Consider the following 25,573-nt stretch of genomic DNA (forward strand, 5'->3'; position numbering starts at 1 on the left):
TTACCACGGTTTAGGATATAAATCCTCAATGATTTTTATGTATCTCTCTTTAGCTTCTTCTTTGGTGATTTGTTGAACTTGTATAATAGCATTCATTTTAAATGCGCTACGCAAATCATTAGTTTCAAAACTGCGATTATTAACATAAGGTTCATCAATAGCTCTTTTGTAATAAGCATACAAATGCAATTGAAGTTCAAGAGGAACTAATGATTGTTCTTCTTGACTAGCTTTTTCAAACGCAGCTTGAAACTTTTTATTGAGTTCTTCCTTAGTCATTAAAATTGCGCTAACACGGTAATACCACCTTTTACTTTTTGATTCAATTCTACATTTACAGGAGTATCTATCGGTAGATAAACGTCTACTCTTGAGCCAAATTTGATGAAGCCGCTTTCACTTCCTTGTGCAACTTCATTATTTTCAACAGCATAATTAACGATACGTTTTGCTAGAGCACCTGCTATTTGACGATGCATTACTTGTTTACCGTTCTTGTGATTAACAACAACGGTTGTACGTTCATTTTCTTCACTAGCTTTAGGATGCCAGGCTACTAGATATTTTCCTGGATGATATTTACTATAACTCACTTTACCGCCTATTGGATACCTTGTGACATGGACATTAATGGGTGACATGAAGACAGATATCATTAAACGTTCACCTTTAAAATATTCATTTTCTTGAACCTTTTCTATGACTACAACTTTTCCATCTACAGGAGATACTATCGTCTTATCATCTAGTATTGTCGCTCTCTTTGGATTTCTAAAGAACTGTAAGATGATAATTAAAAAAACTAATCCTAGGGCAATTAACGTGTAGGAAAGCCAGTTAGGCATATCGATTTGTGTTGCTATTGCGGTAAGCATACCAGCAACGGCTATTCCGATTAATATAGAAATGGTTCCTTCTTTATGAAACATAGTTGAGTATTGTAAAAAATAAATAAGCAAATGGTGCTGCAAATATAATACTGTCCATCCTATCAAAGATACCTCCATGGCCAGGCATTATACTTCCGCTATCTTTAACTGCAGCTTGTCTTTTGATCTTAGACTGAATTAAATCACCTATAGTCCCAAAGAAAGCTACGATGAAAGCTAGTACAATCCATTGCCATAAACCATAAACACCAACATAATAATGTAGAGCAACTCCGGCGAGAAGTGCCATTACTAATCCGCCTAAAAACCCTTCAATAGTCTTTTTTGGAGAAATACGTTCTAATAATTTGTGTTTACCAAAGTTCTTTCCAGTGATGTAGGCAAAGCTATCATTAACCCATATGATGCTAAAAATACCTATCAGTAATTCAGGTTTGTATTCTTCTACAACATCTGGTATTAAAGCTAGAAATAAGCTACTGCCTATTAAATAAAGTAGCGCTATAATATGTTTTTTTGTGTTAAATAAGGGTATTCTATTTAATAAAACTAAATCCCTAATTAGATAAACGTTTACCAGTAGTGTTGCGCCTAATAAGCTATAGATTGCATAGTTGTAATAGGGTTGATAAATGGCAGGCCAATCATACCAGACTAGCAAAATATAGCTGATAGGTAGCATTGGATAAATCAATAACTGTTTTAACCGTATCATTGGCATTAATTCGATCAGACAAATAAATGCAAAAATACAAAATAGCAGAATAAAAACATCCCTAGAATATAAGGCGCTTAAAACTACTAATGAAACATACATGATTCCTGAAACGGAACGTACTAATAATTCACGCATCTTATAAATCTTCTAATAATATGAGGTAGACACGTTTGTTAGGGACACCATAGTTCATAAGATCTTTTTTCTCTTGAACCTTAGGTTCTTCAAAGTTTTTAAGTGTTGTGATATTAGTGGGAATGTTGGATCCGCTGCGATGTTTTATACCTCTCAATCCTTCACCGATGGATTCAACAATCTGACTTGCTGTAGCCAGCACGATCATTGTCTCTGGAAAATCAACCGGTTTCTTTTCTTTTAATTGATTAGAAGAAAATAAAATTGCCCCATTATCCGAAATAATATACTCACAAGTGGTCAAGAAAAAACTACAATCTTCATGTAGATCAGAAAAACGTAGGTTGAATCCATTAAAACGATTTCTTAAATTCAAATCAGTACAAAGTACATTAGTTTCAAAGAAATCGTGTTCTACAAGAACATCTTCAAAATTAGCTTGCACTTCAGACTCATCTAGAGAATAGAGAAACCTACCGCCTTGAGTAGTAAAATTATGTATAAACCTTTCATCCAATGGAAGTTTTTCCTCTGGCATGTATTTAGAGCGCCCAGCATCCTTGTTCTGAGAAGACTCAGAATCAGAAGATTTTTTGAAGAGTTTTTTAAAAATACTCATCTATGTTAGACGCGTTAATATTAGGGACTAGGTAAATATACTTACTAATTACAGTAGTTACAAACTATTCTTCTTCCTCCTTTGAATTAGATGTCGACGCAATTGTCCTTGTCGATGACTTTAAAGCAACTGCTTCCTCCTTAATAAATGGTCGTTTTCCAAAAATGTTTTCTAAATCATCTTTAAAAATAACTTCCTTTTCAAGCAGTACTTCTGCTAGTTGAGTTAACTTATCCTTATTTTCTTCAAGAATTTGAATGGCTCTTTGATACTGAGCTTCAATGATTTTAGAGATCTCTTGATCAATTATGACAGCTGTTTCTTCACTATACGGTTTAGACATGCTGTATTCTTGTTGACCACTAGAATCGTAATAGGTAATATTACCAACCTTTTCATTTAGACCATATATGGTCACCATAGCACGAGCTTGTTTAGTGACCTTTTCTAGATCGCTTAAAGCACCAGTAGATATATTATTAAAAATAACCTTCTCTGCAGCACGTCCACCCATTGTCGCACACATTTCATCCAGCATTTGTTCCGGACGTACAATCTGTCTTTCTTCTGGTAAATACCAAGCAGCACCTAGTGATTGACCACGCGGTACAATTGTAACTTTTATTAAAGGAGCAGCATGCTCAGTCATCCAACTTACCGTTGCGTGACCAGCTTCGTGATAGGCAATCGTCTTTTTCTCTGACGGTGTGATAAGTTTGTTCTTCTTTTCTAGTCCACCTACGATACGGTCTACTGCGTCTAAAAAATCTTGTTTATCAACTGCTTTTTTACCTTTTCTTGCAGCTATAAGAGCAGCTTCATTACAAACATTTGCAATATCAGCACCAGAGAAACCAGGCGTTTGTTTTGCTAGGAATGAAGTGTCTAACTCATTATCAACCTTTTTAAGAGGTCTTAAGTGAACTTCAAAAATTTCTTCACGTTCATTCACGTCAGGTAGGTCAACATAGATCTGTCTGTCAAAACGACCAGCGCGCATTAATGCCTTATCTAAAATGTCTGCACGGTTAGTTGCTGCTAATACAATCACGTTGGTGTTAGTACCAAAACCATCCATTTCAGTAAGAAGTTGGTTAAGAGTATTTTCACGTTCGTCGTTAGATCCAGAGAAATTAGATTTCCCTCTTGCTCGTCCTATAGCGTCTATCTCATCAATAAATATGATTGAAGGAGATTTTTCTTTTGCTTGTTTAAATAAATCTCTAACACGACTAGCACCGACACCTACAAACATTTCTACAAAATCAGATCCACTTAATGAGAAGAAAGGAACCTTTGCCTCACCGGCAACCGCTTTTGCTAGCAATGTCTTACCAGTACCTGGAGAACCTATCAATAATGCGCCTTTAGGTATTTTACCACCTAATGAGGTGTATTTTTCTGGGTTTTTCAAAAAGTCAACAATTTCTTGTATTTCTTCTTTCGCACCTTCTAGACCAGCCACATCTTTAAAGGTAGTCTTTACATCAGTTTTCTGATCAAAGAGCTTAGCCTTAGATTTTCCAATATTAAAAATCTGGCCACCGCCACCACCAGCGCCACCACCACTCATACGTCGCATGATGAAGATCCATACTCCTATTAAAAGAATAATAGGTAAGAAGCTCCATATAGCATTCATGAACGTGTTGTCTTGAGTTTTATATAAAACTTTTGTTTCTAGATTACTATTCTGAACGGCTTCTTCTAGCTGTGGCTGAAAAATTTCTAAATCACCAAATTCAAATTTATATTGAGGTACCTTACCTTGATTCATTGCGCTAGGCTTCAAAGCATCTTTATGCTTTGTCTCGTTACTTAGGGCTTCTTTGGTAAGAAATACTTCTGCATACCTGCCATTCCATACGATAACTTCCTTTACATCTCCGTCTTCTAAATAAGAAAAGAATTCGGATTTGTTAGTTTCTTTTGGAGAGTTGACAGCGTCGCTTATCAATGAGTAAGCTAGAAATGCAAGTACTATAGGTACCGCAATCCACCATACACTAAATTTAGGTTTTCCGCCTCCTGGTAAAATAGGTTTGCTATTTCCAGGTTTTTGATTTGATTTATTTTGTTCAGACATTAGCTTGTATAATCTTGTTATTAGTAAGTACTTTCTACCATTGTAGTTTTAGCATCTCCCCATAAACCTTCCAGGTCATAATATTCTCTTACATGTTTTTGAAAAACATGTACAACAACATCAACATAATCCATAAGTACCCATTCTGCCTGTGAAGAACCTTCAACATGCCATGGGTTTTCTTGCAATTCTTTACTTACTTTTCTTTGTATGGAGTTAACGATTGCGTTTACTTGAGTGTTAGAGTTACCATTACAGATTATAAAATAGCTTGTAACGGTATTTTCAATCTCTCTTAAATCCATGATTGTGATGTCATTACCTTTCACATCTTCTATTCCAGCAATCATTTGAGCGATTAACGCATCAGTAGAAACTTTTTCTTTAGTCATCAAATATTTTTTGTTACGACAAATTTATTCTTTTTTTACCAGCAGTTTTACAAAATAAAACTTAATCTATAGATAAATAGTCACTTGCAAATAGTCAAATTACATGCCACTACATCAACAAATGATGAATTAAAAGCACGCTTACGCGAAAGCGAAACACAGCACCTAACTGCTATTTATAGTTTGTCACAGTCACAAGGTCGTGGTAATCGAGGTTCGGTATGGCAAACTGAAGATGGTAAAAATTTGACATTCAGCGTTTTAGTCTCAGATAATCTATCTGGGTTAACACCGTTTAAACTGAATCAAATCGTGTCTGTTGCTATGATTGAATGGCTTAAATCAGATTTAAATGTACAAGCCAAAATAAAATGGCCTAACGACATCCTGTCAGTTCAGATGAAGCTCGCCGGTATTCTAATTGAAAATACGTATCAAAAAGGTCAATGGATTCATTCTATTGTAGGTATTGGACTTAATGTAAATCAAGAAGAATTTGAAAATTTACCACGAGCAATATCTTTAAAAAATCTTACCGGTAAAAATTTTAAACTCGAAGAGCTTTTGTTACAGTTTCTTTTTCATTTAGACTACGCTCTTAACAATAGAACACAAACCATTGAAAAGTATCTTAAATTTTTATTTAAGTATCGTCAGGAAATGAATTTTAGTATTAATAATCAGGATGTGGTCGCTACCGTACATGGAGTAACAGAAAACGGTGAATTGCTCCTTCAAAAAGATGGGCAAATCACCGCTTATGATTTAAAACAAGTGCAATGGAATTATTAAAGTTTCTCTAATCCGCTAGCAAGTTGTTCTAAGAATTTTTTAATAGGGCCTTTAATCATCATAGCCATCATAGCATTAAAATCACCATTAAAGATTAATTGCGCTTGAGAACCATTTGCAACCTGTTCTATGTCACAACTCAATGTAAATGCAAGTTTATCACTAGTGGAACCTAATGTGACATTTGTAAACGGTATGGATTCTTGAAGACTTAGTTTGATTTCTGGCATACCTTTAAGACCGAATAAAAATTTGTCATCTCCATGTGTTTCAAATTTTGTATCGTCTGGCATTAATTGCTTGTAATTTTCAACTTGGGTTAAAAATTCAAATAACTCTTGCGGTGTTTTTTGTGTTTGTACCGTACGGCTTTCTAAATTCATAATATTTTATTTACCTGTCCAGGCGCTAGGATCTTTTCTCCAGCTTTTTAATAATTCGATTTCTTGCTCAGAGAAGTGTCCTGTATTTTGAGCTTGTAGTATTAAGTGATTATAATCACTTAATGTATGTAAGTTCAAGTTATATTGTTCAAAATTTTCTTGTGCAAATTCAAAGCCGTACGAAAATAGTGCCAACATACCTTTTACATTTGCGCCGCCTTCTTTTAAGGCATTAACTGCATTAAGACTACTTTTACCAGTGCTTATTAAATCTTCAATGACGACTACAGATTGACCTTCTTCTAGATGACCTTCAATTTGATTTTGACGACCGTGCTTCTTTGCCTCTGGCCTTACGTATATAAACGGAAGATTTAAATAGTCTGCGACTAACATACCTATGCCTATAGCGCCTGTTGCTACACCTGCAATAACATCTGGCTTACCATATAATTCCTCAATTTGATTAGCGAGTTGTTCTCTTAAAAAATTGCGAATCGTTGGGTATGAAAGTGTTACGCGGTTGTCACAATAAATTGGTGATCTCCAGCCGCTAGCCCAAGTAAAAGGTTCTTGTGGTTGCAATTTTATTGCTTTAATTTGCAATAATAATTCAGCCGTTTTAATTGCGATATCCTTATTTATAACCATGGCGCAAATGTATAAAGTTTTTGTGAAAGACGTCGCAATTATCGTGACATCAAATAGGGATGAATATCCCGACTATGAAGTTTTTTCTCTTAAAGATGTTGACTTGCTCAAAATCATTAAGAAAATTGAAAAAGGCAAACTCAAAAAAGTATTGCTATATTCAAAAAATGAAAAGAAGCTTTTAAAGAGACTTCATAAAAAGTTACCACTAGTCAAAGCTGGTGGTGGACTGGTTATGAATAAAGAAAATAAGTTTCTATTCATTCACCGTAACGGTAAATGGGACCTTCCTAAAGGTAAGGCGAATCGATTTGAGGGAATGCGGAAAACTGCCAAAAGAGAAATAGAAGAAGAGACAGGTGCAAGAAAACTAAAAATGATTAAAAAATTAGGTCGCACCTACCATGTATTTAATAGGAAGTCTGCATTAAAACTTAAACTTACCCATTGGTATCTTCTAGAAACTAATTATTCTGGTCCATTGGAGCCTCAAGCAGAGGAAGGTATTGATATAGCTACATGGCTAGATAAAAGTGAGGCAGAAAAAGCACTGGAATCTTCTTATAGTAATATAAAAGAATTATTTCCAGATCAAACTTTAAATTTTAAGAGGAGATAGGTCTAGGTAATATTCCATTTCTTTAGCTCTAATTTCTACTTTTACATCTGGATTTAAATAAGAAAAGGTTTTAGGTAGCTCTATATGTTTAGTTAACTGTAACATTAAAGAATCTACACCTAATTCTTTAATTCCAATTGTAGCGTTTTCAAATTCTGATTTCTCGAAATTAAATACTTTGTTTTCGACATAGTTTCTGAACTCTGCTTGATCATCAACTTTTACATCTAGTGCTAGATTGGCTACAGACTGTTGTAGATTAATGTCAAAAATAGTCCTCACATCATCTTCTTTTTGATCTTTTGTAAGGTCAGACGTTGTTATGATGATAAGTTCTGGCTTTTTAAATGAATTGATTAGTCTTTTTTGTAGCCCATTTCTAGTGTAAGTGATTTCATAGCTTATTAATGCGTCTGTTTGAGTGGTGTGTTCAATGTTAATATTAGTAATACCGCTCATATCGCCACTGCATATTTTTTGTTCACGATGAGACATAAAAATACTCCATATTTCTTCAAGGTCTGCATCTTTATTGTAGGTCACGTCTATAAAATCTTGAGTAATAAGATTTTTGATTTCTTTATTGAGTCTCTTTTTGGTTTCTGCGTCGCCTTCATAAAAAGGAATCTGAAAAACATAAGAGGTATTGTTACATTCAAAATCATCTACAAGACGAGTTGTTTTTACAGTTTCTTCTACATTTAAAGAGATAATTTCTTTGTCGTTTTTACAAGAAATAAATGCGCATGCTGCTATAAGAATAATAATATTTTTAATCATTGTAATGTACTTTATAGATTGGATAAGTTAAATGGGCTTTTTCATAATTAGGTGATCTATCATGCAGCCATTTCAATTGTGCATAATTACTTTGAGCAAATTTATTATTTGACTTTTTAATGGAATCAAACTCCTTTTTAAGCTCTGGATTAGTTGAAAGTAATTCTTTTGCAGTGCTTTCAAATACGTAGGTCGAGAAGCCCTCTTTTTGCTGTAAAATAGTATCAAAAAAATTCCATTTAAAAAAGGAATCTTGACCTTGTGGTTCTAGGGTCTCTATGATATATCTTATTCCTGGTTGAGCAGTAGGGATGATGATATCGCTTTCGCGAAAGCGTAATTCTATATCTTTACTGCTTACCACAACATTAGAGTGTGGATAATGACCTTCATATGCGCTACTAGATGTGTCGTAGTCTTCTATACGATACTGTGAAACGGTCATGGTGCTGTCTGCAGGGAAAACTTCCATCTGAATATTATTCATGCGCATTAATTCAATGATTTCCCACTGACCTTGTGGGATAACATAGAATTCTGGTACTTTTATTGAGTCTACAGCAATATAATGATTATAGTATGGTGTGTTTTTCTCAAAAGGCTGGTTGCGGTCATAGGTGAGGAGTTGCTGTCCAGTTAATTCACTGACATTGCGCAACGCTTTATAACCTCTAAAAAGTAATGTGTCTGCTTTGGTCTTATCAACAACATGGTTGATAGCATAGAAACTAGCATTGTTAAATTCTTTAAAAGATGAAGCTCTAGCTGTTTTTATCGCTTCTATATTTTGAGAGCCTAGGGCAATCGTCTCTTCCATTATTGCTTGTGTTCCTAGAACTCTATCTTTATAAGGCTTAAGCATATGTGTTTCTATCATAAAGCCTAAGGTGTTCCATAGGGTAGTGTATCCAGTGCTATAACGAGGATGATCCATAAATTGAGAAAATCCATTTTCTGGTGATACACCATAAACATTTACATATGGAGTCATAGCATGATTACGTTTAAGCATGCGTTGCTCTAGTTCTTTTTGTAAGTCGCTGTAGAGGTAATTACCTGCTGCCTTACCTAATTTATTGTGTTGTGTAAATAGATGGGTTAAAGTGTATTGATAGTCTGCACCATTACTTACATGATTGTCTATAAATATATCTGGATTTACTTTATGATAGATTTGATAAAACGATTGAGCGTTACGACTGTCTGCTTTTATGAAATCTCTATTGAGGTCATAATTTCTGGCGTTACCTCTAAATCCATATGCTTCTGGTCCGTTTTGATTAGTCCTAGTATGGCTGTTGCGATTTAAAGAGCCACCTACATTATATATGGCAATCGCAGAAAATATAAGATTTTCTGGAGCATCTAGTTTACCAGTTGCTAAATCTCTCATTAACATCATGGTAGCGTCTATACCATCACTTTCACCTGGATGAATACCATTATTAACAAGGATTTTAATTTTGTCTTCATTTACAGAGCTCCAGTTGATATTACTTTTTGAAAAACTAATGAGGTGCAATGGTAGACCACTGTCAGTGATTCCTATCTCTTCCATTTCTATGGTAGAATAGGTAGTAGCTAAGTTTTCATAAAATGAAATAACCTCTTGATAAGTGGCTGTTTGATTTCCATTACCTTTTTCAAATGGTGTTTGCCAGTCTTTTATCTCTTCGGCAATTTGTTTATCAGACTGCTGACACGATATGATTATGGTTATTAAGAATAGATAAGTAATTAGTCTCATAGCTTTACGGTATCTGGTACAAGACTAGTGTAATCTCCATTATTTCTGATTACATCTCTAACGATTGATGATGATATGTAAGATTTACCAGAGCTAGTCAATAGAAAAACGGTTTCTATTTCTGATAGTTTACGATTAGTATGTGCAATTGCCTTTTCAAATTCAAAATCACCTGGATTACGTAAACCGCGTAAAATAAAGCTAGCATCATTTTTTTTACAAAAATCAATAGTCAGTCCAGAGTAGGTCATAACTTTAATTTTTGGTTGATTGATAAATGCTTTTTCTATGAATTTTTTACGTTGCTCTAGTGAGAACATATATTTTTTATCGGCATTAACACCTATGGCAATAATGATTTCATCAAATAAGCCCAAACCGCGCTCGATGATATCATAGTGTCCTAGCGTTATTGGGTCAAAACTTCCTGGAAATACGGCTCTTTTCATGAGTGATGTTTTATGGTGTTTTCTATTAGGTCTGTAAATACTTGTTGGAGCGTTTTATCTGTGGCTCTTATCTGTTGCGGAATAATACTTTCGGTACTCATTCCTGGATTGGTATTTATTTCTATAAAATGCGGTGTGCCATCGTGAAAAATAAAGTCTGCTCGAGCTATACCTTTACATTTTAGTACACTATAAATTCTTTTACTTTGTTCCTGTACAGCCAATGTAAGTTCTAGTGATATTCTGGCTGGTGTTATTTCTTGTGACTTACCTTGGTACTTTGCTTCATAATCAAAGAAGTCATTTTCACTTACTATTTCAGTAGGTGGTAACGCGATAACCTCGTCATCTATTTGATACACACCTACAGATACTTCTATGCCGTCTAAAAACGATTCTAATATGACTTCATTATCTACTGCAAAGGCCACTTCAAGTGCTTTTTCTAGCTCATTGGTTTTATATACTTTTGATACACCAAAGCTACTACCGCTGCGATTAGCTTTCACAAAGTATGGTAATCCTAATCTTTTTGAAATATCCACCGCATTATAATCAGCTCCTTTATTGAGGTAAATGTGTTTGCCAGTATAAATTCCCCATGGCTTTAATACTGCTATACAGTCTCTTTTATTAAAGGTAATCGCGCTTTGGTATGAGTCACAAGAAGTTTGTGGTATATGTAACAATTCAAGGTATGCTTGTATTTTACCATCTTCACCTGGTGTTCCATGTATGGTATTGTAAATACAGTCAAACGTGATGTGCTTGTCATTAACTGTAATACTGAAATCGTTTTTATCTACTATGCAGCGGTTCTTTTCTTTATCTACATAATACCACGCTTCTTCTAGAATAACGATGGAAAATACATTGTAAAGATCTCGGTCTAGGTGTTCTGTAATTACAGCGCCACTTTTCATAGAGATTTGCCATTCACTGGAATAGCCGCCCATTAATACCGCAATGTTTTTCATAGAATAACTTTTCGTAAAAGCATGAACAACAAAGTTAAAAAAGAACTGGTTCTAAGTATGTTTTCAATGATTATATTTGAACAAATATTTAAGATGAAAAAATATCTTCTTTTTATACTGATAAGTGCTTTTAGTATAACGGTAAAAGCTAATTGTGAAGATTTAAAACCTTTTACAGTCGTAATTGATCGTGGTCATGATGCTGTAGATAGAGGAGCCATAGTGGAAGATGAAAGTGAGTATGAGATTTTAGCTGCATTAGTAGCTGAAATTACTGGAGAATTAACAGGTGATTTAAATGTTATTTATCACAATCCAAGTGGAGAACATTTGACAATAGAAGAACGTGCCGATCAGATAAATGCATTAAAGCCGGATTTAGTTATATCTATACATATGGGTTTTTCTGACAATGGACCTAGGCAGGCTGCTATTATACTAAACGATAAAAACTTGGAGTTTGAAAAAAGTAAAGAGCATGCTAGTTCTTTAATCACACATCTCACTAAAGACGCTTATTTTTCTACAATACGTACTGAAGTAAATGGTATGGCGTTATTAGAAAAGGTTAATTCAGCTGCTTTTATATTGGAAATAGGAAATATGAATGCAGCAAGAGATCGTTATTACTTACAAACAAACGGTTCTAAACGAGTTAGCATAAATTTTACTGCATTTTTAAACGATTTGAATTAATTACATGAGTTTTATCAAATTTCTTTTTACAAAAACCTTCTTAAAGCATTTATTACTAGCCATCGTTTTAGTAGTGGCTTTATGCTTTGTTTACTTATTTTGGTTAAGTGCTTATACGAATCATGGTCAGAAAATTCAAGTTCCTAATCTTGCAAAATTGTCACTTGTTGAAGTGGATGAACAACTTGAAGAATTAGATCTAAGACGTAAGTTGATTGACAGTTCTAGTTATAATCCAGAATATCCACCGCGTAGTGTGATAGAACAAGATCCTGCTGCAGGAAAATTTGTAAAGGAGAATAGACAGATTTATATAAAGTTAAACCCATCAGGTTATGGTGAGGTTAAAATTCCTAATCTCATTAATAGGACTAGAAGACAAGCGGAACCTACCTTAAAAGCACTAGGTTTTAAAATAGGTAATATCTCATATAGACCGCACATCGCTACAGATATGGTGTTAGAATTACGATATAAAGGTGACAAAATCGAGCCAGGAAAATCATTAATGAAGACATCTGTCATCGATCTTGTATTAGGAGATAAATCATTACTTAACAGAGAAGAGCCAGCGGCTCAAGATACAACAGAAGATGCCACAGGTAACTAATACAGATGAGCTGGACGATGCTCACGATGATGATTTATACGAGCATCATCAGTTTACTGCAAGTGATGGACAAGAGCCATTACGAGTAGATAAATATTTAATGAATTTTATTGAAAATGCTACACGTAGTAAGATACAGCAAAGTATTAAAGACGGATCTGTAAGAGTAAATGATGTAGTTGTAAAATCTAATTATAAAGTTAAGGCTGGTGATCATATCCGTGTATTATTTAAGCATCCGCCTCATGAAAACTTATTAGTTGCAGAAGATATTCCTCTAGAAATTGTTTATGAAGACGATGCATTAGTTGTTGTTAATAAGCCTGCAGGTATGGTTGTGCATCCTGGTCATGGAAATTATTCAGGAACACTTATAAATGCATTAATACACCATTTTGAGAATTTGCCTAATAATAGTAGTAATCGTCCAGGTTTAGTGCATCGTATTGATAAGGACACTAGTGGTTTGCTTGTAGTTGCAAAAACAGAACATGCCATGTCTTATTTAAGTGCTCAGTTTGCTGCAAAGACTAGTGAACGAGAATATGTTGCGATAGTATGGGGAGATTTTGATGAACAAAGTGGAACCGTGGAAGGCAATATAGGTAGACATCCTAAAAATAGATTGCAAAACTATGTGTGGTCTGGTGAAGAAGCTTATAAAGGTAAACCTGCGGTAACACATTGGAGTGTCATCGAAGGATTAGGATATGTGACAATGATTTCATGTAAATTAGAAACAGGTAGAACACATCAAATACGTGTTCATATGAAACATATAGGTCATACTTTATTTAATGATGAACGCTATGGCGGAGATAAGATTTTAAAAGGGACTAGCTTTACAAAGTATAAACAGTTTGTAGATAACTGTATGAAGGTATTACCGCGTCAGGCTCTGCATGCAAAAACATTAGGCTTTGAACATCCAGTAACCAAAAAGTGGATGAGTTTTAATTGTGACATACCAGATGACATGACGAACTGTATAGAGAAATGGCGCGTATATGCTGCTAACTCTAAGGATGCTTAAAAGAAAGTCCAAATGATATAATTATATCATTTGGACTTTTTTATTAGATAAGGATTATCAATTATTGTATTGAAAAGTTAACTAGCCTTTATGTGATAAAAGAAATTTCTACTCTTATTTTTGAGTCTTAAATTTAAGCGCCATGAAAATTTTACTATCGCCAGCAAAAACCCTTGATTATAAAACAGAATTACCAATAGATAATTATACGCAGCCTATTTTTATAAAAGAGGCCTTGAAACTAAATAAGGTTTTAAGGAATATATCTAAAAATGAACTAGGTAAATTAATGCATATTTCAGAATCGCTAGCAGATTTAAATTATAACCGTAATCAAGAATTTGATAAAGAATTTACTACTGATAATAGCAGACCTGCCGTGTATGCTTTTGCAGGTGATGTTTATACTGGGTTAGATGCTTATACTTTAAAGGTTAATCGTATAGATGATATGCAATCTATGGTGCGCATATTATCGGGATTATATGGATATCTAAGACCGCTCGATTTGCTGCAGCCATATCGACTGGAGATGGGAACTAAACTTCCTGTAGAAAATGATAGAAACCTTTACGCTTTCTGGAAAGATATAGTGACTCCATCTCTTAATAAGGAAATTCAACAGGATGAAGTTGTTGTAAATCTTGCGAGTAATGAATATTTTAAAGTAATTGATAAAAAATCTTTAAATGGCCAGTTAATAAGTCCAGTGTTCAAAGATTATAAAAATGGTAAACTTAAAGTGATCTCCTTTTTTGCAAAAAAAGCTCGTGGTTCCATGGCACGTTTCCTTATTGAGACTCAATCCAGTAGTTTACAAGATGTTTTGTCTTTTCAGAAAGATGATTACCGTTATTCTGAAAAAGATACTGTAAATGAAAATGAACCAGTATTTATAAGGTAAGCGCTATATTTATAGCATGACTCAAGAATCAACATCGTTTTCTATAAAGGACTGGTCAGAAAACGACAGGCCACGTGAAAAATTATCTCTTAACGGTAGTTCTGCATTGTCAGATGCAGAACTTATAGCTATTCTTATAGGTAGTGGTAATAGGGAAATGAGTGCTGTTGAATTAAGCAGGTTAATACTTAATCATGCCGGTAACTCTTTAGACAAATTAGGAAAAATGAGTATTAAAGAGTTAATGAAATTTAAAGGGATAGGAGAGGCAAAGGCGATAACAATTGCTGCTGCTATGGAATTAGGCAAGCGTCGCGCTAGTGAATTGCCTGCGACTAGGCCTGTGATTACATGCAGTGACGATGCCTTTAAAGTGTTATTACCCATTATAGGTGATTTGCCACATGAAGAATTTTGGATAGTATATCTCAACAACAGCCATAAAGTTTTAGCAAAACATCAAATAAGTAAAGGTGGTTTTACCGGTACAATGGTAGACACACGTATCGTTTTTCAAAAAGCAGTTGAAGAAGCAGCCGTAGCTATGATCCTAGCACACAATCATCCTAGTGGTAAATTGATGCCTAGTGCAGATGATAAAAGGTTAACCCAAAAGTTAATAGAAGCAGGTAAACTTATGGACGTTAAAGTGCTGGATCACCTCATAATAACGAGCGATAACTTTTACAGTTTTGCAGATCATAATCTAATGTAATGGTATTAATCTTTATTAATAAATTATCACCTCGTAAACAATATATATTTAAGCACATCTTTAAAAGATTATTAGAGATTCCATTTGAATTCACCTCTGATCTCAGTGAATTTATTGCATATGAAGGTCCTAAATTATCTTATGGTAAAAAATCTCTAGGAGATGAATTTTTTATATGGTCTTACGGTCTCTTAAATGAAGTAGGTATTGATGATCATGAGATTGAAGTGCATCAATGGGAAGAATTACCTATTTTTTTTAAAGCTCCAGACCGTAGTGATTTACCATTTGATATTTTTTCTGCTAGTTTTTATTTGCTAACGAGATATGAAGAATATTTACCTCAAGTAAAAGATGATTTAGGTCGTTTTACTGCCTCTGCAAGTATAGCTGCACAACACCATTTCTTAGATATACCATTATTAGATTTGTGGATTATAAAATTAGGTGAAGAACTGGAAAAGCGATTTGATATTACGCTTCCGCGTAAGCGTGATACACAAATTATTACCGCCATTGAAACAGCTAGTATATTTCAATATAAAAATAGGGCAATTGTGCCTGTTTTCCATTCTCTTTATGAAAGTCTAAGTAAACTGCAAGTACGAAAGTTTCTTAGACAAATAGGAGTTCATTTAAGGCTTGTTAAGGACCCATATAATGTATATGATATAGTCCTTAGGATTTATAGAGAAAGCATTGCACAACTACCTAAAAATTTAAAATACAGTAGACGTATTTTGTATTTATTTCACTTAGGTGATTATAATTATATTGATAATGGTGTGTCATATCGATCTAAAACCTATCAAGAGCTTATCAAGCATATTGCTGACTATGTAGAAATAGGTTTGAGATTTTCATTTGCAAACGGAGAGGATAAAATTGCAAAAGAGGCTGAACGTTATGAAAGTATCACTAACAGACCGCTTTCTAAAACAATGACTGCATTTTCCAAAATTTCCATGCCTGGACATTATAAGCAGTTGGTAGATATGGATACTATCGAAGATTATAGTATGGGTTATACTAATATACCTGGCTATAGAGCTAGTACAAGTCACTCGTTTTATTTTTATGACCTAGATTATGAGGTTCAAACACCATTACGTGTATACCCGTATGCCATACATTATAGGAGTATAGAACATTTCATGCTTAATGGACAACAAGCAATTATAGATAAACTATTAAGATATGCAGATGTTGCAACTGGTAATTTTATAATCATCTTTGACAATGATCAATTTGACTTGAAAAAACGATCACATATTTATACAATTATTAAAAAACTATTAGCATATCATGTTTAAAAATATAAAGCACATCTTTTTTGATCTCGACCATACATTATGGGATTTTGATTTAAATAGTAAGTTAGCATACCAACAGATTTTTCAAGAGCATGATGTTAAGCTTGATTTAGATGCGTTCATAAAAGTTTATGAACCTCTAAATTTAGATTTTTGGAGAAAATTTAGAGAAAATTTGATAACTAAAGAAGAGTTACGTTATCAGCGATTAAAAACTGCTTTTGATGCTTGTAATTATCCCTTAGAGGATAAGCAAATTGATCTTTTTGCAGATTTATATATTCAATACTTACCTAATAATAATCACCTTTTTCCAGGTTGTATAGATCTTTTAAATAGTCTTAAAGGTAAATTTGAAATGCATTTGATAACTAATGGATTTAACGGTGTTCAGCAAAATAAGATTGATAAAGCAGGATTAAATGATTATTTCAATATTGTGTTAACGGCAGAGGCTGCTGGATACAAAAAACCAGCTCCTCAAATATTTCATCAGGCGATAGAAATGGCAGGAGCAAGCATTGAGAACAGTCTCATGATAGGAGATAGTTATGCAGCAGATATTTTAGGTGCACAACAGGTTGGTATCAAGACTATATGGTTTCATACAACAAATCAACCAATTCCAAAAAATGAAATTGTCGTTCATGATTTATTGTCAATTCAGCCTTTACTAGGCTTGTAATCATAATGATCTTTCCAGCGTTTTTGTAAAAATTCTCTTTGAGCCTGTTCTCTAGGATTACTACCAGGTTCAAAAATTTTCATTCCACTTATTTCAGTAGGTAAGAAGTCGAATTGTGCAAAATTACCTGGATGATCATGAGCGTATTTATATTCTTGACCATATCCTAGTTCTTTCATTAACTTAGTCGGCGCATTTCTTAGTCCTAATGGAACAGGTAGGTCGCCTGTTTGCTTTACAATTTGTTGTGCTTGTCCTATTGCTAGATAAGAAGCGTTGCTTTTTATTGATGTCGCAAGGTAAATAGCACACTGGCTTAAAATGATTCTAGATTCAGGATATCCTATGGTTGAAACTGCTTGAAAAGTATTATTAGCCATGATTAAAGCAGTCGGGTTTGCATTTCCTATATCTTCACTAGCGAGGATAAGCATACGACGAGCTATAAATTTTAAATCTTCACCACCTTCAATCATTCTAGCTAGCCAATAAACTGATGCGTTAGGGTCACTACCTCTTATGGATTTTATAAAAGCACTAATAATATCATAATGTTGTTCACCAGTCTTATCGTATCGCGCCGGATTAGATTGTACTTGTCCAAATACTAATTCATTATTAATTACAATAGGTCCAGATGGTTGACTATTAATTACTAACTCAAAAATATTGAGAAGCTTTCTCGCATCGCCACCACTGATGCGGAGTAATGCCTCCGTTTCTTTAATGGTAATTTCTTTTTTACTTAATAATTCATCTACCTTCAAGGCTCTGTGCAATAATTGCTCGAGGTCCGCTTTCGCGAAAGCGTCTAATACGTAAACCTGACATCTGGATAATAAGGCAGGTATAACTTCAAAACTCGGGTTCTCAGTTGTTGCGCCTATTAGTGTGACCCAACCTTTCTCTACAGCTGCCAGTAAAGAATCTTGTTGTGACTTGCTAAAACGATGGATCTCATCTATAAAGAGTATTGGATTTTTTGCGGTAAATAAGCCGCCTGCGCTTTTAGCTTTATCAATTACCTCTCTGACATCCTTTACACCGCTATTTATAGCGCTGAGAGTGTAAAACGGTCTTTTGCTTTCTTGTGCGATTATGTTAGCCAGTGTTGTTTTACCTGTTCCTGGTGGTCCCCATAAAATCAATGAAGGTATAGTACCGTTAATAATATGTTGTCTCAAAGTACCTTTTTTCCCTATAAGATGACTTTGGCTTAAATAATCATCTAGGTTCTGAGGTCTTATACGTTCGGCAAGAGGTGAGTTATGCATATTACGAAGATAGGTATAGCTATATTTATTTATTATAATTTAAATCCTAAAACTATAATGTCATGACACTTTTTCCACATTCGTATTTGGTCATGTTCTTGATATCCTTTTATAGTGAAAGATTATCAATATTTTAAGTTTGACATTTATACGGTATTGCCGGCATTAGTATTCACCATTGCAATATGGTTCATCTATACTATTGAAGTTAAATACAATTTCAACTTTACAGATTTAGGTATAAGACCTGGCAAATTGAGTGGATTAAAAGGTGTTGTTTTTAGTCCATTTATTCATGCAGATCTTGGGCATTTATGGAGTAATACTATACCGTCATTGGTCTTGATTACAGGACTATGCTATTTTTACAGAAATATAAGTTTGAAGGTTTTATTGTTAGGCTTATTCTTCAGTGGTATTATGACATGGGTAATCGGTAGGCCATCATATCACATTGGTGCGAGTAGTTTGATTTATTTATTAGCCAGCTTTTTGTTTTTTAAAGGAGTATTCACAAAGCATTATAGAATGCTTGCTTTAAGTTTTGTAGTTGCTTTTTTTTATGGTAGCATGGTATGGTATGTTTTACCATTAAAAACAGGCATTTCTTGGGAAGGTCATTTAAGCGGTGGAGTAGTAGGTTTACTACTTGCCATTATTACTAAAAATAAGTTGCCTGAAAAAAAGAAATATCAATGGGAAACCGCAGATTTTAATGCCGGCGACGATCCTTTCATGCGTCAATTTGATGAGGATGGTAATTTTTTTGAATTAGAAGAGGAAGAATAGGAGTTACCTTATCCTTGCTGTCTTACAATTTCATATAGTATAGCTCCGCAGGCAACAGATACATTGAGTGATGCAATATCACCTTTCATAGGTAGTTTGATTGGTTCATCAATTACCTTTAATGTTGAAGGGTTAATACCACGGTCTTCACTTCCCATAACTAGTGCTATTGAATGGTTAAGATCGACATCATAGATTACTTTAGCTGATTTTTCAGTCGCACCTATCGTTGTTATTCCATATGCCTTCATTAGGAATACCGCATCCTTTATATGTGCTACTTTACAAATAGGAATATTAAAAACAGCTCCAGCACTTGTTTTAATTGTTGCTGGATTAATCGGAGCAGAGCCGCTTTCTCCTATAATAATAGCACTAACACCAGTACATTCAGCGGTTCTAATAATAGCACCAAAATTACGTACATCCGTTACACCATCTAGTAATAGGTATATTTCTTTGGATTCAACATTACGTTTTTCTAGTATATCTTCTAATGATGCAAAATCCACCGGAGAAATAGAGGCTACAGCACCTTGATGATTTCCATAGCTGGATATTTTATCTAGTTTTTCTACAGGTACAAATGAATTAGTGATTTTATGCTTGTTAACAAGTGTTTTAAGTTGTCCCATTAAAACACCTTCAGCTTCACGTAATAAATAGATTTTACCTAAGTTTTGTCCACTTTCGATGGCTTCTATAATCGCTCTTAAACCGTAAATGTATGTAGTCTTTTCCATGTTGCAAATGTATGTAAATAAAAAACGCCCCAACCAATGGTTGAGGCGTTTTGATTGATATAAATCTTAGACTAGATTTTGGTCATAAGAATTGAAACATTAGTTCTTGCTCCACAGTCATCAGCATCATCATCAACTAAGTTCATAGTAAAGGAAGCATCATTTAATGGATCATATGCCCCATTTCCAAATGCAGCATCTGCAGTACTTAATTCAATGTTTGCTGGAGTAGCAGCACATCCAATACCTGAGTCTTGAGTTGCAGTCCAAACTACCTCATTACAAGATAAACCAAATTCCCAAGTTACGGCACTAAAAGAACCTAAGTCTGGTGCATACGGTGCAGGGAAAGTTCTTGAAGTTCCTCCTGAATTTGATAGAGTTACAACAGTACCAAAACCAAATGTAGGAACACCAAATCCATTAAAAACTAGATGTGTCATTTGATAATCTCCCGTGAAGAAAGCTGGATCAACTGGACATACTTGAAAAACACTTATAGTAGCATTAGGTCCTGTTGTAAAACCACTACCTGGTGTCAATCCAATTACTAAAGTCAACGCGCTTGTATCTACACCAGCAATGTCAGTTCCGTCAATAGTTAGTATACCAGAGTATTCATTTGCAGGAATTGTTACTGTTGCAGGAACTGAATAAGATCCCGCTAAGGCTGTAGTGTCATCTACAATCACTTCTACACCGACAGTTCTATCAGTTGAAGATAAACTAGATGAGTTTACTGGAACGTCAAGACTACCAGTTGCGTCAATTACAATTTCTAGGTTGTAACTAGGAGAGCTAAAAGATATTAATGGATTGTTGTTTCCATTATAAATTAACGGATCTGCTTCACAGGAAACCATTAAAATAGCTAGTGCTACCCCTAAATATTTAAATATATTTTTCATTTTATGAGATGTTAAAAATTAAAAATTAGGATTTTGTTGGATACCAGGATTTCCTTGGAATTCAGCCGCCGGAATAGGTAAGTATTGAGTTCTTACATCTGAGAATCCAAGATCACATTCTGGTGTTGGATATAATGAACAATCAGTTTCATTACGATCATAACCTTGATTCGCTAATGCACCCAATCTTTTAACATCAGCAAATCTATGTCCTTCAGCAAATAATTCGATTTTACGTTCATTTAAGATATCTGCCCATGCAGCCTGAGCACTTGCGTATACAGGTGCTGCTTGTTGATTCGTATACCTTGCATCACGTACTGTTTTTATTTGAGCAGCAGCTCCTGGTAAATCACCATTAACTACAGCTGCTTCAGCAAGTATGAAATGCATTTCAACAGTTCTGAAAACTTTTTGATCATTCGTTAAACCACCAGTTAATCCAGGTAAAGCTGGATCTCCAGGATACTTGTCTACTACGATACGATCGTTTTGTTGTGGATTAGGGTCGTTAGGATAATCAGCTACGATGGTAGATGATGGATCAATCCAAATGTTTCTTCTAATATCACCAAAGTTTGTAGAATTATCTTCTAACGTCTGATATAAGTTTCTACTTACTTCATATAAAGGAGACCCAGTTGCATCACTTAAGTTTGTGTTCCAGATTTGTCCCATACTGCTACCAACAGCTAAAGTATTGTCAAATTTGAAAATCACTTCATTAGCTTCAGCTGCACCAGCTACATCTTGCCATATCGTTCTGAAGTCAGCCTCACTCGCTGTTGTTGGTAATGTGAAATTACCTAATACTGCGTTTGCATAAGTAGTAGCTGTTCCGTAGTCACCTACATAAGCATTAACTCTTGCTCTTAAAGCTCTAACAAAATCTACAGATACAAAAATTGGGCTATATCCAGTTCCCGCAGTTGTAAGAAGGTTTTCAGCTTCTTGTAAGTCGTTGTTAATAAAATCAACAACATCTTGTACACTGCTACGAGGTAGTCTAGTCTCTACACTTGGTACAAAGTCGATTAGAATTACTCCTAATGAATTAGGGTCATTTAAATCTTCAGCGAAGTGTGTTAGTAATTTACTGTATGCATATGCTCTTAAAGCATAGTTTTCACCTAATGCTTCATTGTATAAAGCCACATCTGCAGGTTCAGTAGGAGTAACTAAGGCAGCTCCTTCAAACAGAATGTTTGCTCTTAAAATTGCAGCATAGTTATTTGCCCAAATTGCGTTAGCAAAACCGTTGTTTACATTAATCTGTAATCTGTGAGTATCACTTCCATTGTTACCAGCAGAACCTAAACTACATTCATCCGTAACCTGAGTTGCAAATTGTATTTCAGATGTAGAGTTAACAGCTCCGTAAACTCCATATACAGCTGTTTTAACGTCTTGTGCATTTTGAAACGCTGCATCAAAACCAAATTCACTTGGCTGCACTATGTCTGTTGCGTCTTCACAACTGTATAATGCAAATACAGCTGCTATTATAATTATTATTTTTTTCATTGCTTTTTATTTTAGAAGTTAAGATCTAATCCAACACTAATTGTTCTTGGAGTAGGGTATCTATTATATTCTGATAGTCTTTGACTTTCTGGATCACTACCTAACCATTCACTCCACGTGATTAAATTTTCAGCATTCACATAAATTCTTCCTGAAGATAAGAATGTTTTGTCCAATAATTTTTGGTCTAAGTTGTAACCTAATTGTACAAATCTCAATCTTAAGAAATCTGAATCTTTTAAGAATCTGTCAGATGTTACACCTGGATCAGAGTTAGTAGCGTCTAAAGAAGGGATATCTGTAATTCTGTTAGTTGGAGTCCAAGCTCTTTCTAAATCTGCAGATAAGTTGTAAAGACCTAAACTAGTGATGTCATAGTAATCTTGTTGATTAAAATCAAAACGCGATAATCCTGTCATGAAGTTAAATTGAGTTTCAAAGAAGAAATTCTTGTAATCTAAATTGATACCAAAACCTCCCTGAAAATCTGGAGCACTATCTGTACCTGTAAGTCTTCTGTCAGCTAGAGTAGGTGCTTCTGTTGGGTTACCGTTAATGTCTTCAAATAATAAGTTACCGTTTGCAGGATTAACTCCTAAATAAGGTACTACAAAGAATTCATTGATTTGCTCACCAACTTGAATAACATTAGTTCCATTATCTTGTAATCCATCAGGTAAATCAACAAAAAGAACTTTATTTCTGTTATAATTTACGTTAGCATATACATTAACACCTAATTGATCTTTGTTATTTGCTCTTAATACATCATATGAGATCCCTAGTTCAACACCACGGTTTTGAATATCACCTAAGTTAGCGTTTTGTGAACTAACACCATTTACAAGAGATACAAAACGACTAAAGAATAAATCTTCAGTTTTCTTGTCATAAACCTCTAACGTTCCTCTTAATCTACTATCTAACATTGCAAATTCGATACCTACGTTTGCTTGCTTAATAGTTTCCCATCTCAAATCAGTGTTACCTAATTGAGTTCTAACAAATGTTTGGTTATCTGCATAAGAGATACCAGTTCCAAATAACGTTCTTGTATTATTTAAAGCACCATAATAAGTACTTGAGATACGGTCGTTACCAGTTGTTCCATATGAAGCTCTTAATTTTAAAGAGTTAATGAAAGTAGCGTTTTCCATGAACTTCTCTTTATGTAAGTTCCATCTACCTGCTACAGACCAGAATGTACCCCATGCATTATCTTCCGTAAAACGAGAAGATGCATCTCTCCTTAATGTTCCAGTAAAACCAAATCTTTCGTCATAATCGTAATCTACTTCACCAAAGTAAGAGAATAAACCAGTACTAGCTTTAGCTGAACCTACAGTTGGTACAAATTCGTCATTATCAAGGTTGTCAGATATGAACGCTCCACCATCATTACCAGGCGAGAAAGTTCTAGGGTCTAAACCAGTTTGAGAGAAGTTGAAACTCTTAAAATGTGCTTTTACATATTCTAAATAGATGTTTGCTAAGAAACTGTGTTTCTTTTCTCTATCGGTTTCTCCTTTACCAAATTTCGTTGCATAACCTAAGTTAATGTTTGAATTGAAACGGAAATCTCTGAAGTAAGATTCATTTTGGAAACCTTCAACTTCATCCGGTCCTATAAAGCTAGCTCTTACTCTTGCTAGTCCAGATCTTGGATCAGCATAACGTAATCCAACTTCACTAGTGTAATCAACACCAATTCTGTAACGAGCAGTAAGCTTGTCCGTAATCTTGTAAGATGCATCACCACCTAAGATAAGTTTGATTTCATCTTCACGGTTACCATTCATTCTTACGTTATCTAACGTTACGTATGGAGCATATATTGCCTGTAAAGAGTTAACCCAGTTTTCTAATTCTACATCAATGTTGTTAGGGTCGAAATAAGGTAGACCATTGTTAGCATTGAAAATAGAATTAAAGTAAATCGCGTTGTTTCTAGTTTCTGGCTCAGTTTGAGAATTGTTCTTAGAGAAACCTAATGCAGCAGTTGTGCTGAAGTTAAATTTACCATTATCCGATTTTCCAGAAATGTTAGTTCTTAAATTCATACGTTGTAAATCACTGGCAAGTAAAGATCCTTCTTGTTTCGTGTAATTTAGCGATGTAAATTGAGTTAGATTTTCACCACCTGAACGTAATGATAAGTTATGTTGTTGTGAAACCCCAGTTCTAAAGAAAGTATCTCTCCAATCTGTGTTTACATCAAATGCATCAATTTCTGCTTGTGTAAGTGTAGCTCCACGACCAGTACCTCTTCTGTTCTCTAAAGATAAATAGCCTTGCGCATCATACAAGTTGTAATCAGTGTCAATAAGTTCAGTAAACGCAGTTTGTGCTGAGTAATTAACTGTTAAAGGTGAGTTATATTTACCACCTCTTGTTGTAATAACTATTACACCATTTGCACCACGGTTACCGTAAATTGCAGTTGCCGCAGCATCTTTAAGAACAGTAGTAGTCTCAATATCATTTGGGTTAAATGTTCTAAAGGCATCCTCATCAACTGGCACACCATCAACCACTATCAATGGTTCTGTATTACCATTTATAGAACTAATACCCCTTAATTGGATTAAAGAGTTAGCACCTGGTTGACCAGTGTTTGTTTGAACCGTAAGTCCTGGTATTTGACCTTGTAACCTCTGAATTACTGATGCGTTAGGTCTGTCAACTATATCATCACTAGTTATAGTTGTTGCAGCTACGTTACTTTTTGCAACTGATGCAGTCCTATAAGCTTGTACAACGACAGCATCTAGAGCCTCTTCCATTACAATGTTTATCGCACTGCGGTCTCCTACAGGTACTTCCTGAGGTGTGTACCCAGCAAAGGAGTATACTAATACATCAGTTGCAACAGCACTAATTGAATAGTTACCATCAAAATCTGTTGTGGTAGCATTGCTACTGCCTTTTACGAGCACGGTTGCTCCTAAAACAGGTTCTCCTGATGCATCAGTAACCTTACCGGTCACTGTTTGTGCAATAGCAAATTGCACAACTAACGCTAAGAACAGCGTTAAAATTCCATTTAATTTTGTTTTCATTTTTGATTTATTTGAATTAGCCAAAGCCAAAAGTCACAAATAATAGTTAATAAAACAACTTTTATCCTATCAAATTATGCAA

The 25,573-nt window shown here is 34.6% G+C and carries 27 protein-coding genes; 10 read left to right on the forward strand and 17 right to left on the reverse strand.

The annotated features are described in order from the left end of the window. From IL45_RS03185 to rsfS, 6 genes are all read right to left on the reverse strand, one after another. Complete coding sequence (locus IL45_RS03185; RefSeq protein WP_036580245.1) at positions 1–279, reverse strand: acyl-CoA-binding protein; 279 nt, start codon at positions 277–279, stop codon at positions 1–3. Beyond that, the gene (locus IL45_RS03190; RefSeq protein WP_036580248.1) at positions 279–929 is read right to left on the reverse strand and encodes a phosphatidylserine decarboxylase family protein; all 651 of its coding nucleotides are present in this window, start codon (positions 927–929) and stop codon (positions 279–281) included. The genes IL45_RS03185 and IL45_RS03190 overlap by 1 nt, the downstream gene beginning before the upstream one ends. After that, complete coding sequence (locus IL45_RS03195) at positions 919–1,743, reverse strand: phosphatidate cytidylyltransferase (RefSeq protein ID WP_036580250.1); 825 nt, start codon at positions 1,741–1,743, stop codon at positions 919–921. The genes IL45_RS03190 and IL45_RS03195 overlap by 11 nt, the downstream gene beginning before the upstream one ends. Before the next feature lies 1 nt (position 1,744). After that, complete coding sequence (locus tag IL45_RS03200; RefSeq protein ID WP_036580252.1) at positions 1,745–2,362, reverse strand: LUD domain-containing protein; 618 nt, start codon at positions 2,360–2,362, stop codon at positions 1,745–1,747. 64 nt (positions 2,363–2,426) lie between these two features. After that, complete coding sequence (ftsH, locus tag IL45_RS03205) at positions 2,427–4,448, reverse strand: ATP-dependent zinc metalloprotease FtsH (RefSeq protein ID WP_036580255.1); 2,022 nt, start codon at positions 4,446–4,448, stop codon at positions 2,427–2,429. A 20-nt stretch (positions 4,449–4,468) separates the two neighbouring features. Further along, positions 4,469–4,840 (reverse strand): ribosome silencing factor, encoded by a 372-nt coding sequence (gene rsfS, locus IL45_RS03210; RefSeq protein WP_036580258.1) that lies wholly within the window; start codon positions 4,838–4,840, stop codon positions 4,469–4,471. Positions 4,841–4,924: 84 nt separating this feature from the next. Between rsfS and IL45_RS03215 the strand changes: the two genes are divergently transcribed. Next, the gene (locus IL45_RS03215) at positions 4,925–5,632 is read left to right on the forward strand and encodes a biotin--[acetyl-CoA-carboxylase] ligase (protein ID WP_036580260.1); all 708 of its coding nucleotides are present in this window, start codon (positions 4,925–4,927) and stop codon (positions 5,630–5,632) included. Here the strand turns inward: IL45_RS03215 and IL45_RS03220 are convergent. Both IL45_RS03220 and pyrE read right to left on the reverse strand, forming a co-directional pair. Then, positions 5,629–6,015 (reverse strand): hypothetical protein, encoded by a 387-nt coding sequence (locus IL45_RS03220; protein WP_036580262.1) that lies wholly within the window; start codon positions 6,013–6,015, stop codon positions 5,629–5,631. The two genes, IL45_RS03215 and IL45_RS03220, sit on opposite strands and share 4 nt — an antisense overlap. Positions 6,016–6,021: 6 nt before the next feature. Then, entirely contained in the window at positions 6,022–6,666 is a 645-nt protein-coding gene (pyrE, locus tag IL45_RS03225; RefSeq protein WP_036580265.1) for an orotate phosphoribosyltransferase, read from the reverse strand. A gap of 7 nt (positions 6,667–6,673) precedes the next feature. Between pyrE and IL45_RS03230 the strand changes: the two genes are divergently transcribed. Then, entirely contained in the window at positions 6,674–7,285 is a 612-nt protein-coding gene (locus IL45_RS03230; RefSeq protein WP_036580515.1) for an NUDIX hydrolase, read from the forward strand. Here the strand turns inward: IL45_RS03230 and IL45_RS03235 are convergent. Genes IL45_RS03235 through IL45_RS03250 form a run of 4 tightly spaced genes read right to left on the reverse strand, consistent with a single transcriptional unit; the run spans position 7,265 to position 11,238 of the window. Then, the gene (locus tag IL45_RS03235; RefSeq protein ID WP_036580267.1) at positions 7,265–8,065 is read right to left on the reverse strand and encodes a hypothetical protein; all 801 of its coding nucleotides are present in this window, start codon (positions 8,063–8,065) and stop codon (positions 7,265–7,267) included. The two genes, IL45_RS03230 and IL45_RS03235, sit on opposite strands and share 21 nt — an antisense overlap. Continuing rightward, the gene (locus IL45_RS03240) at positions 8,058–9,812 is read right to left on the reverse strand and encodes a M14 family metallopeptidase (protein ID WP_036580270.1); all 1,755 of its coding nucleotides are present in this window, start codon (positions 9,810–9,812) and stop codon (positions 8,058–8,060) included. Before IL45_RS03240 ends, IL45_RS03235 begins: the two co-directional genes overlap by 8 nt. Beyond that, a complete protein-coding gene (gene coaD / locus IL45_RS03245; RefSeq protein ID WP_036580273.1) occupies positions 9,809–10,261 on the reverse strand; it encodes a pantetheine-phosphate adenylyltransferase in 453 nt (150 codons plus the stop codon). Before coaD ends, IL45_RS03240 begins: the two co-directional genes overlap by 4 nt. Further along, a complete protein-coding gene (locus tag IL45_RS03250; protein ID WP_036580275.1) occupies positions 10,258–11,238 on the reverse strand; it encodes a D-alanine--D-alanine ligase in 981 nt (326 codons plus the stop codon). The genes coaD and IL45_RS03250 overlap by 4 nt, the downstream gene beginning before the upstream one ends. A gap of 21 nt (positions 11,239–11,259) precedes the next feature. On the opposite strand from IL45_RS03250, the gene IL45_RS03255 reads away from it, so the two are divergent. From IL45_RS03255 to IL45_RS03285, 7 genes are all read left to right on the forward strand, one after another. Beyond that, complete coding sequence (locus IL45_RS03255; protein ID WP_036580277.1) at positions 11,260–11,934, forward strand: N-acetylmuramoyl-L-alanine amidase family protein; 675 nt, start codon at positions 11,260–11,262, stop codon at positions 11,932–11,934. 4 nt (positions 11,935–11,938) lie between these two features. After that, the gene (locus IL45_RS03260; RefSeq protein ID WP_036580280.1) at positions 11,939–12,544 is read left to right on the forward strand and encodes a PASTA domain-containing protein; all 606 of its coding nucleotides are present in this window, start codon (positions 11,939–11,941) and stop codon (positions 12,542–12,544) included. Continuing rightward, positions 12,528–13,577: an RluA family pseudouridine synthase gene (locus IL45_RS03265; RefSeq protein ID WP_036580282.1), complete on the forward strand. Its 1,050-nt coding sequence runs from the start codon at positions 12,528–12,530 to the stop codon at positions 13,575–13,577. Before IL45_RS03260 ends, IL45_RS03265 begins: the two co-directional genes overlap by 17 nt. A gap of 142 nt (positions 13,578–13,719) precedes the next feature. After that, the gene (yaaA, locus tag IL45_RS03270) at positions 13,720–14,481 is read left to right on the forward strand and encodes a peroxide stress protein YaaA (protein ID WP_036580284.1); all 762 of its coding nucleotides are present in this window, start codon (positions 13,720–13,722) and stop codon (positions 14,479–14,481) included. A gap of 16 nt (positions 14,482–14,497) precedes the next feature. Beyond that, a complete protein-coding gene (radC, locus tag IL45_RS03275) occupies positions 14,498–15,196 on the forward strand; it encodes a RadC family protein (RefSeq protein ID WP_036580286.1) in 699 nt (232 codons plus the stop codon). After that, positions 15,196–16,509, forward strand: coding sequence for a DUF7033 domain-containing protein (locus IL45_RS03280; RefSeq protein WP_036580289.1), 1,314 nt, complete (start codon positions 15,196–15,198; stop codon positions 16,507–16,509). The genes radC and IL45_RS03280 overlap by 1 nt, the downstream gene beginning before the upstream one ends. Further along, complete coding sequence (locus IL45_RS03285) at positions 16,502–17,194, forward strand: YjjG family noncanonical pyrimidine nucleotidase (protein ID WP_036580290.1); 693 nt, start codon at positions 16,502–16,504, stop codon at positions 17,192–17,194. Before IL45_RS03280 ends, IL45_RS03285 begins: the two co-directional genes overlap by 8 nt. Here the strand turns inward: IL45_RS03285 and IL45_RS03290 are convergent. Continuing rightward, positions 17,173–18,468, reverse strand: coding sequence for a replication-associated recombination protein A (locus IL45_RS03290; RefSeq protein WP_036580292.1), 1,296 nt, complete (start codon positions 18,466–18,468; stop codon positions 17,173–17,175). The genes IL45_RS03285 and IL45_RS03290 overlap by 22 nt on opposite strands. A gap of 114 nt (positions 18,469–18,582) precedes the next feature. On the opposite strand from IL45_RS03290, the gene IL45_RS03295 reads away from it, so the two are divergent. Beyond that, on the forward strand, positions 18,583–19,257 hold the full coding sequence (locus IL45_RS03295) for a rhomboid family intramembrane serine protease (RefSeq protein ID WP_036580293.1): 675 nt from the start codon (positions 18,583–18,585) through the stop codon (positions 19,255–19,257). 8 nt (positions 19,258–19,265) lie between these two features. Here the strand turns inward: IL45_RS03295 and rlmB are convergent, their stop codons facing one another. From rlmB to IL45_RS03315, 4 genes are all read right to left on the reverse strand, one after another. Then, positions 19,266–20,000, reverse strand: coding sequence for a 23S rRNA (guanosine(2251)-2'-O)-methyltransferase RlmB (gene rlmB / locus IL45_RS03300; RefSeq protein WP_036580296.1), 735 nt, complete (start codon positions 19,998–20,000; stop codon positions 19,266–19,268). Between the two features lie 71 nt (positions 20,001–20,071). After that, on the reverse strand, positions 20,072–20,908 hold the full coding sequence (locus IL45_RS03305; RefSeq protein ID WP_036580298.1) for a baseplate J/gp47 family protein: 837 nt from the start codon (positions 20,906–20,908) through the stop codon (positions 20,072–20,074). 18 nt (positions 20,909–20,926) lie between these two features. Then, on the reverse strand, positions 20,927–22,432 hold the full coding sequence (locus tag IL45_RS03310) for a RagB/SusD family nutrient uptake outer membrane protein (RefSeq protein ID WP_036580299.1): 1,506 nt from the start codon (positions 22,430–22,432) through the stop codon (positions 20,927–20,929). 11 nt (positions 22,433–22,443) lie between these two features. Continuing rightward, positions 22,444–25,491 carry a SusC/RagA family TonB-linked outer membrane protein gene (locus IL45_RS03315; RefSeq protein WP_036580300.1) on the reverse strand — a complete coding sequence of 1,016 codons (3,048 nt, stop codon included), beginning with the start codon at positions 25,489–25,491 and terminating at the stop codon, positions 22,444–22,446. Between the last annotated feature and the right edge of the window lie 82 nt (positions 25,492–25,573).

The sequence above is a fragment of the Nonlabens ulvanivorans genome (assembly GCF_000732625.1).
GTDB lineage: Bacteria > Bacteroidota > Bacteroidia > Flavobacteriales > Flavobacteriaceae > Nonlabens > Nonlabens ulvanivorans.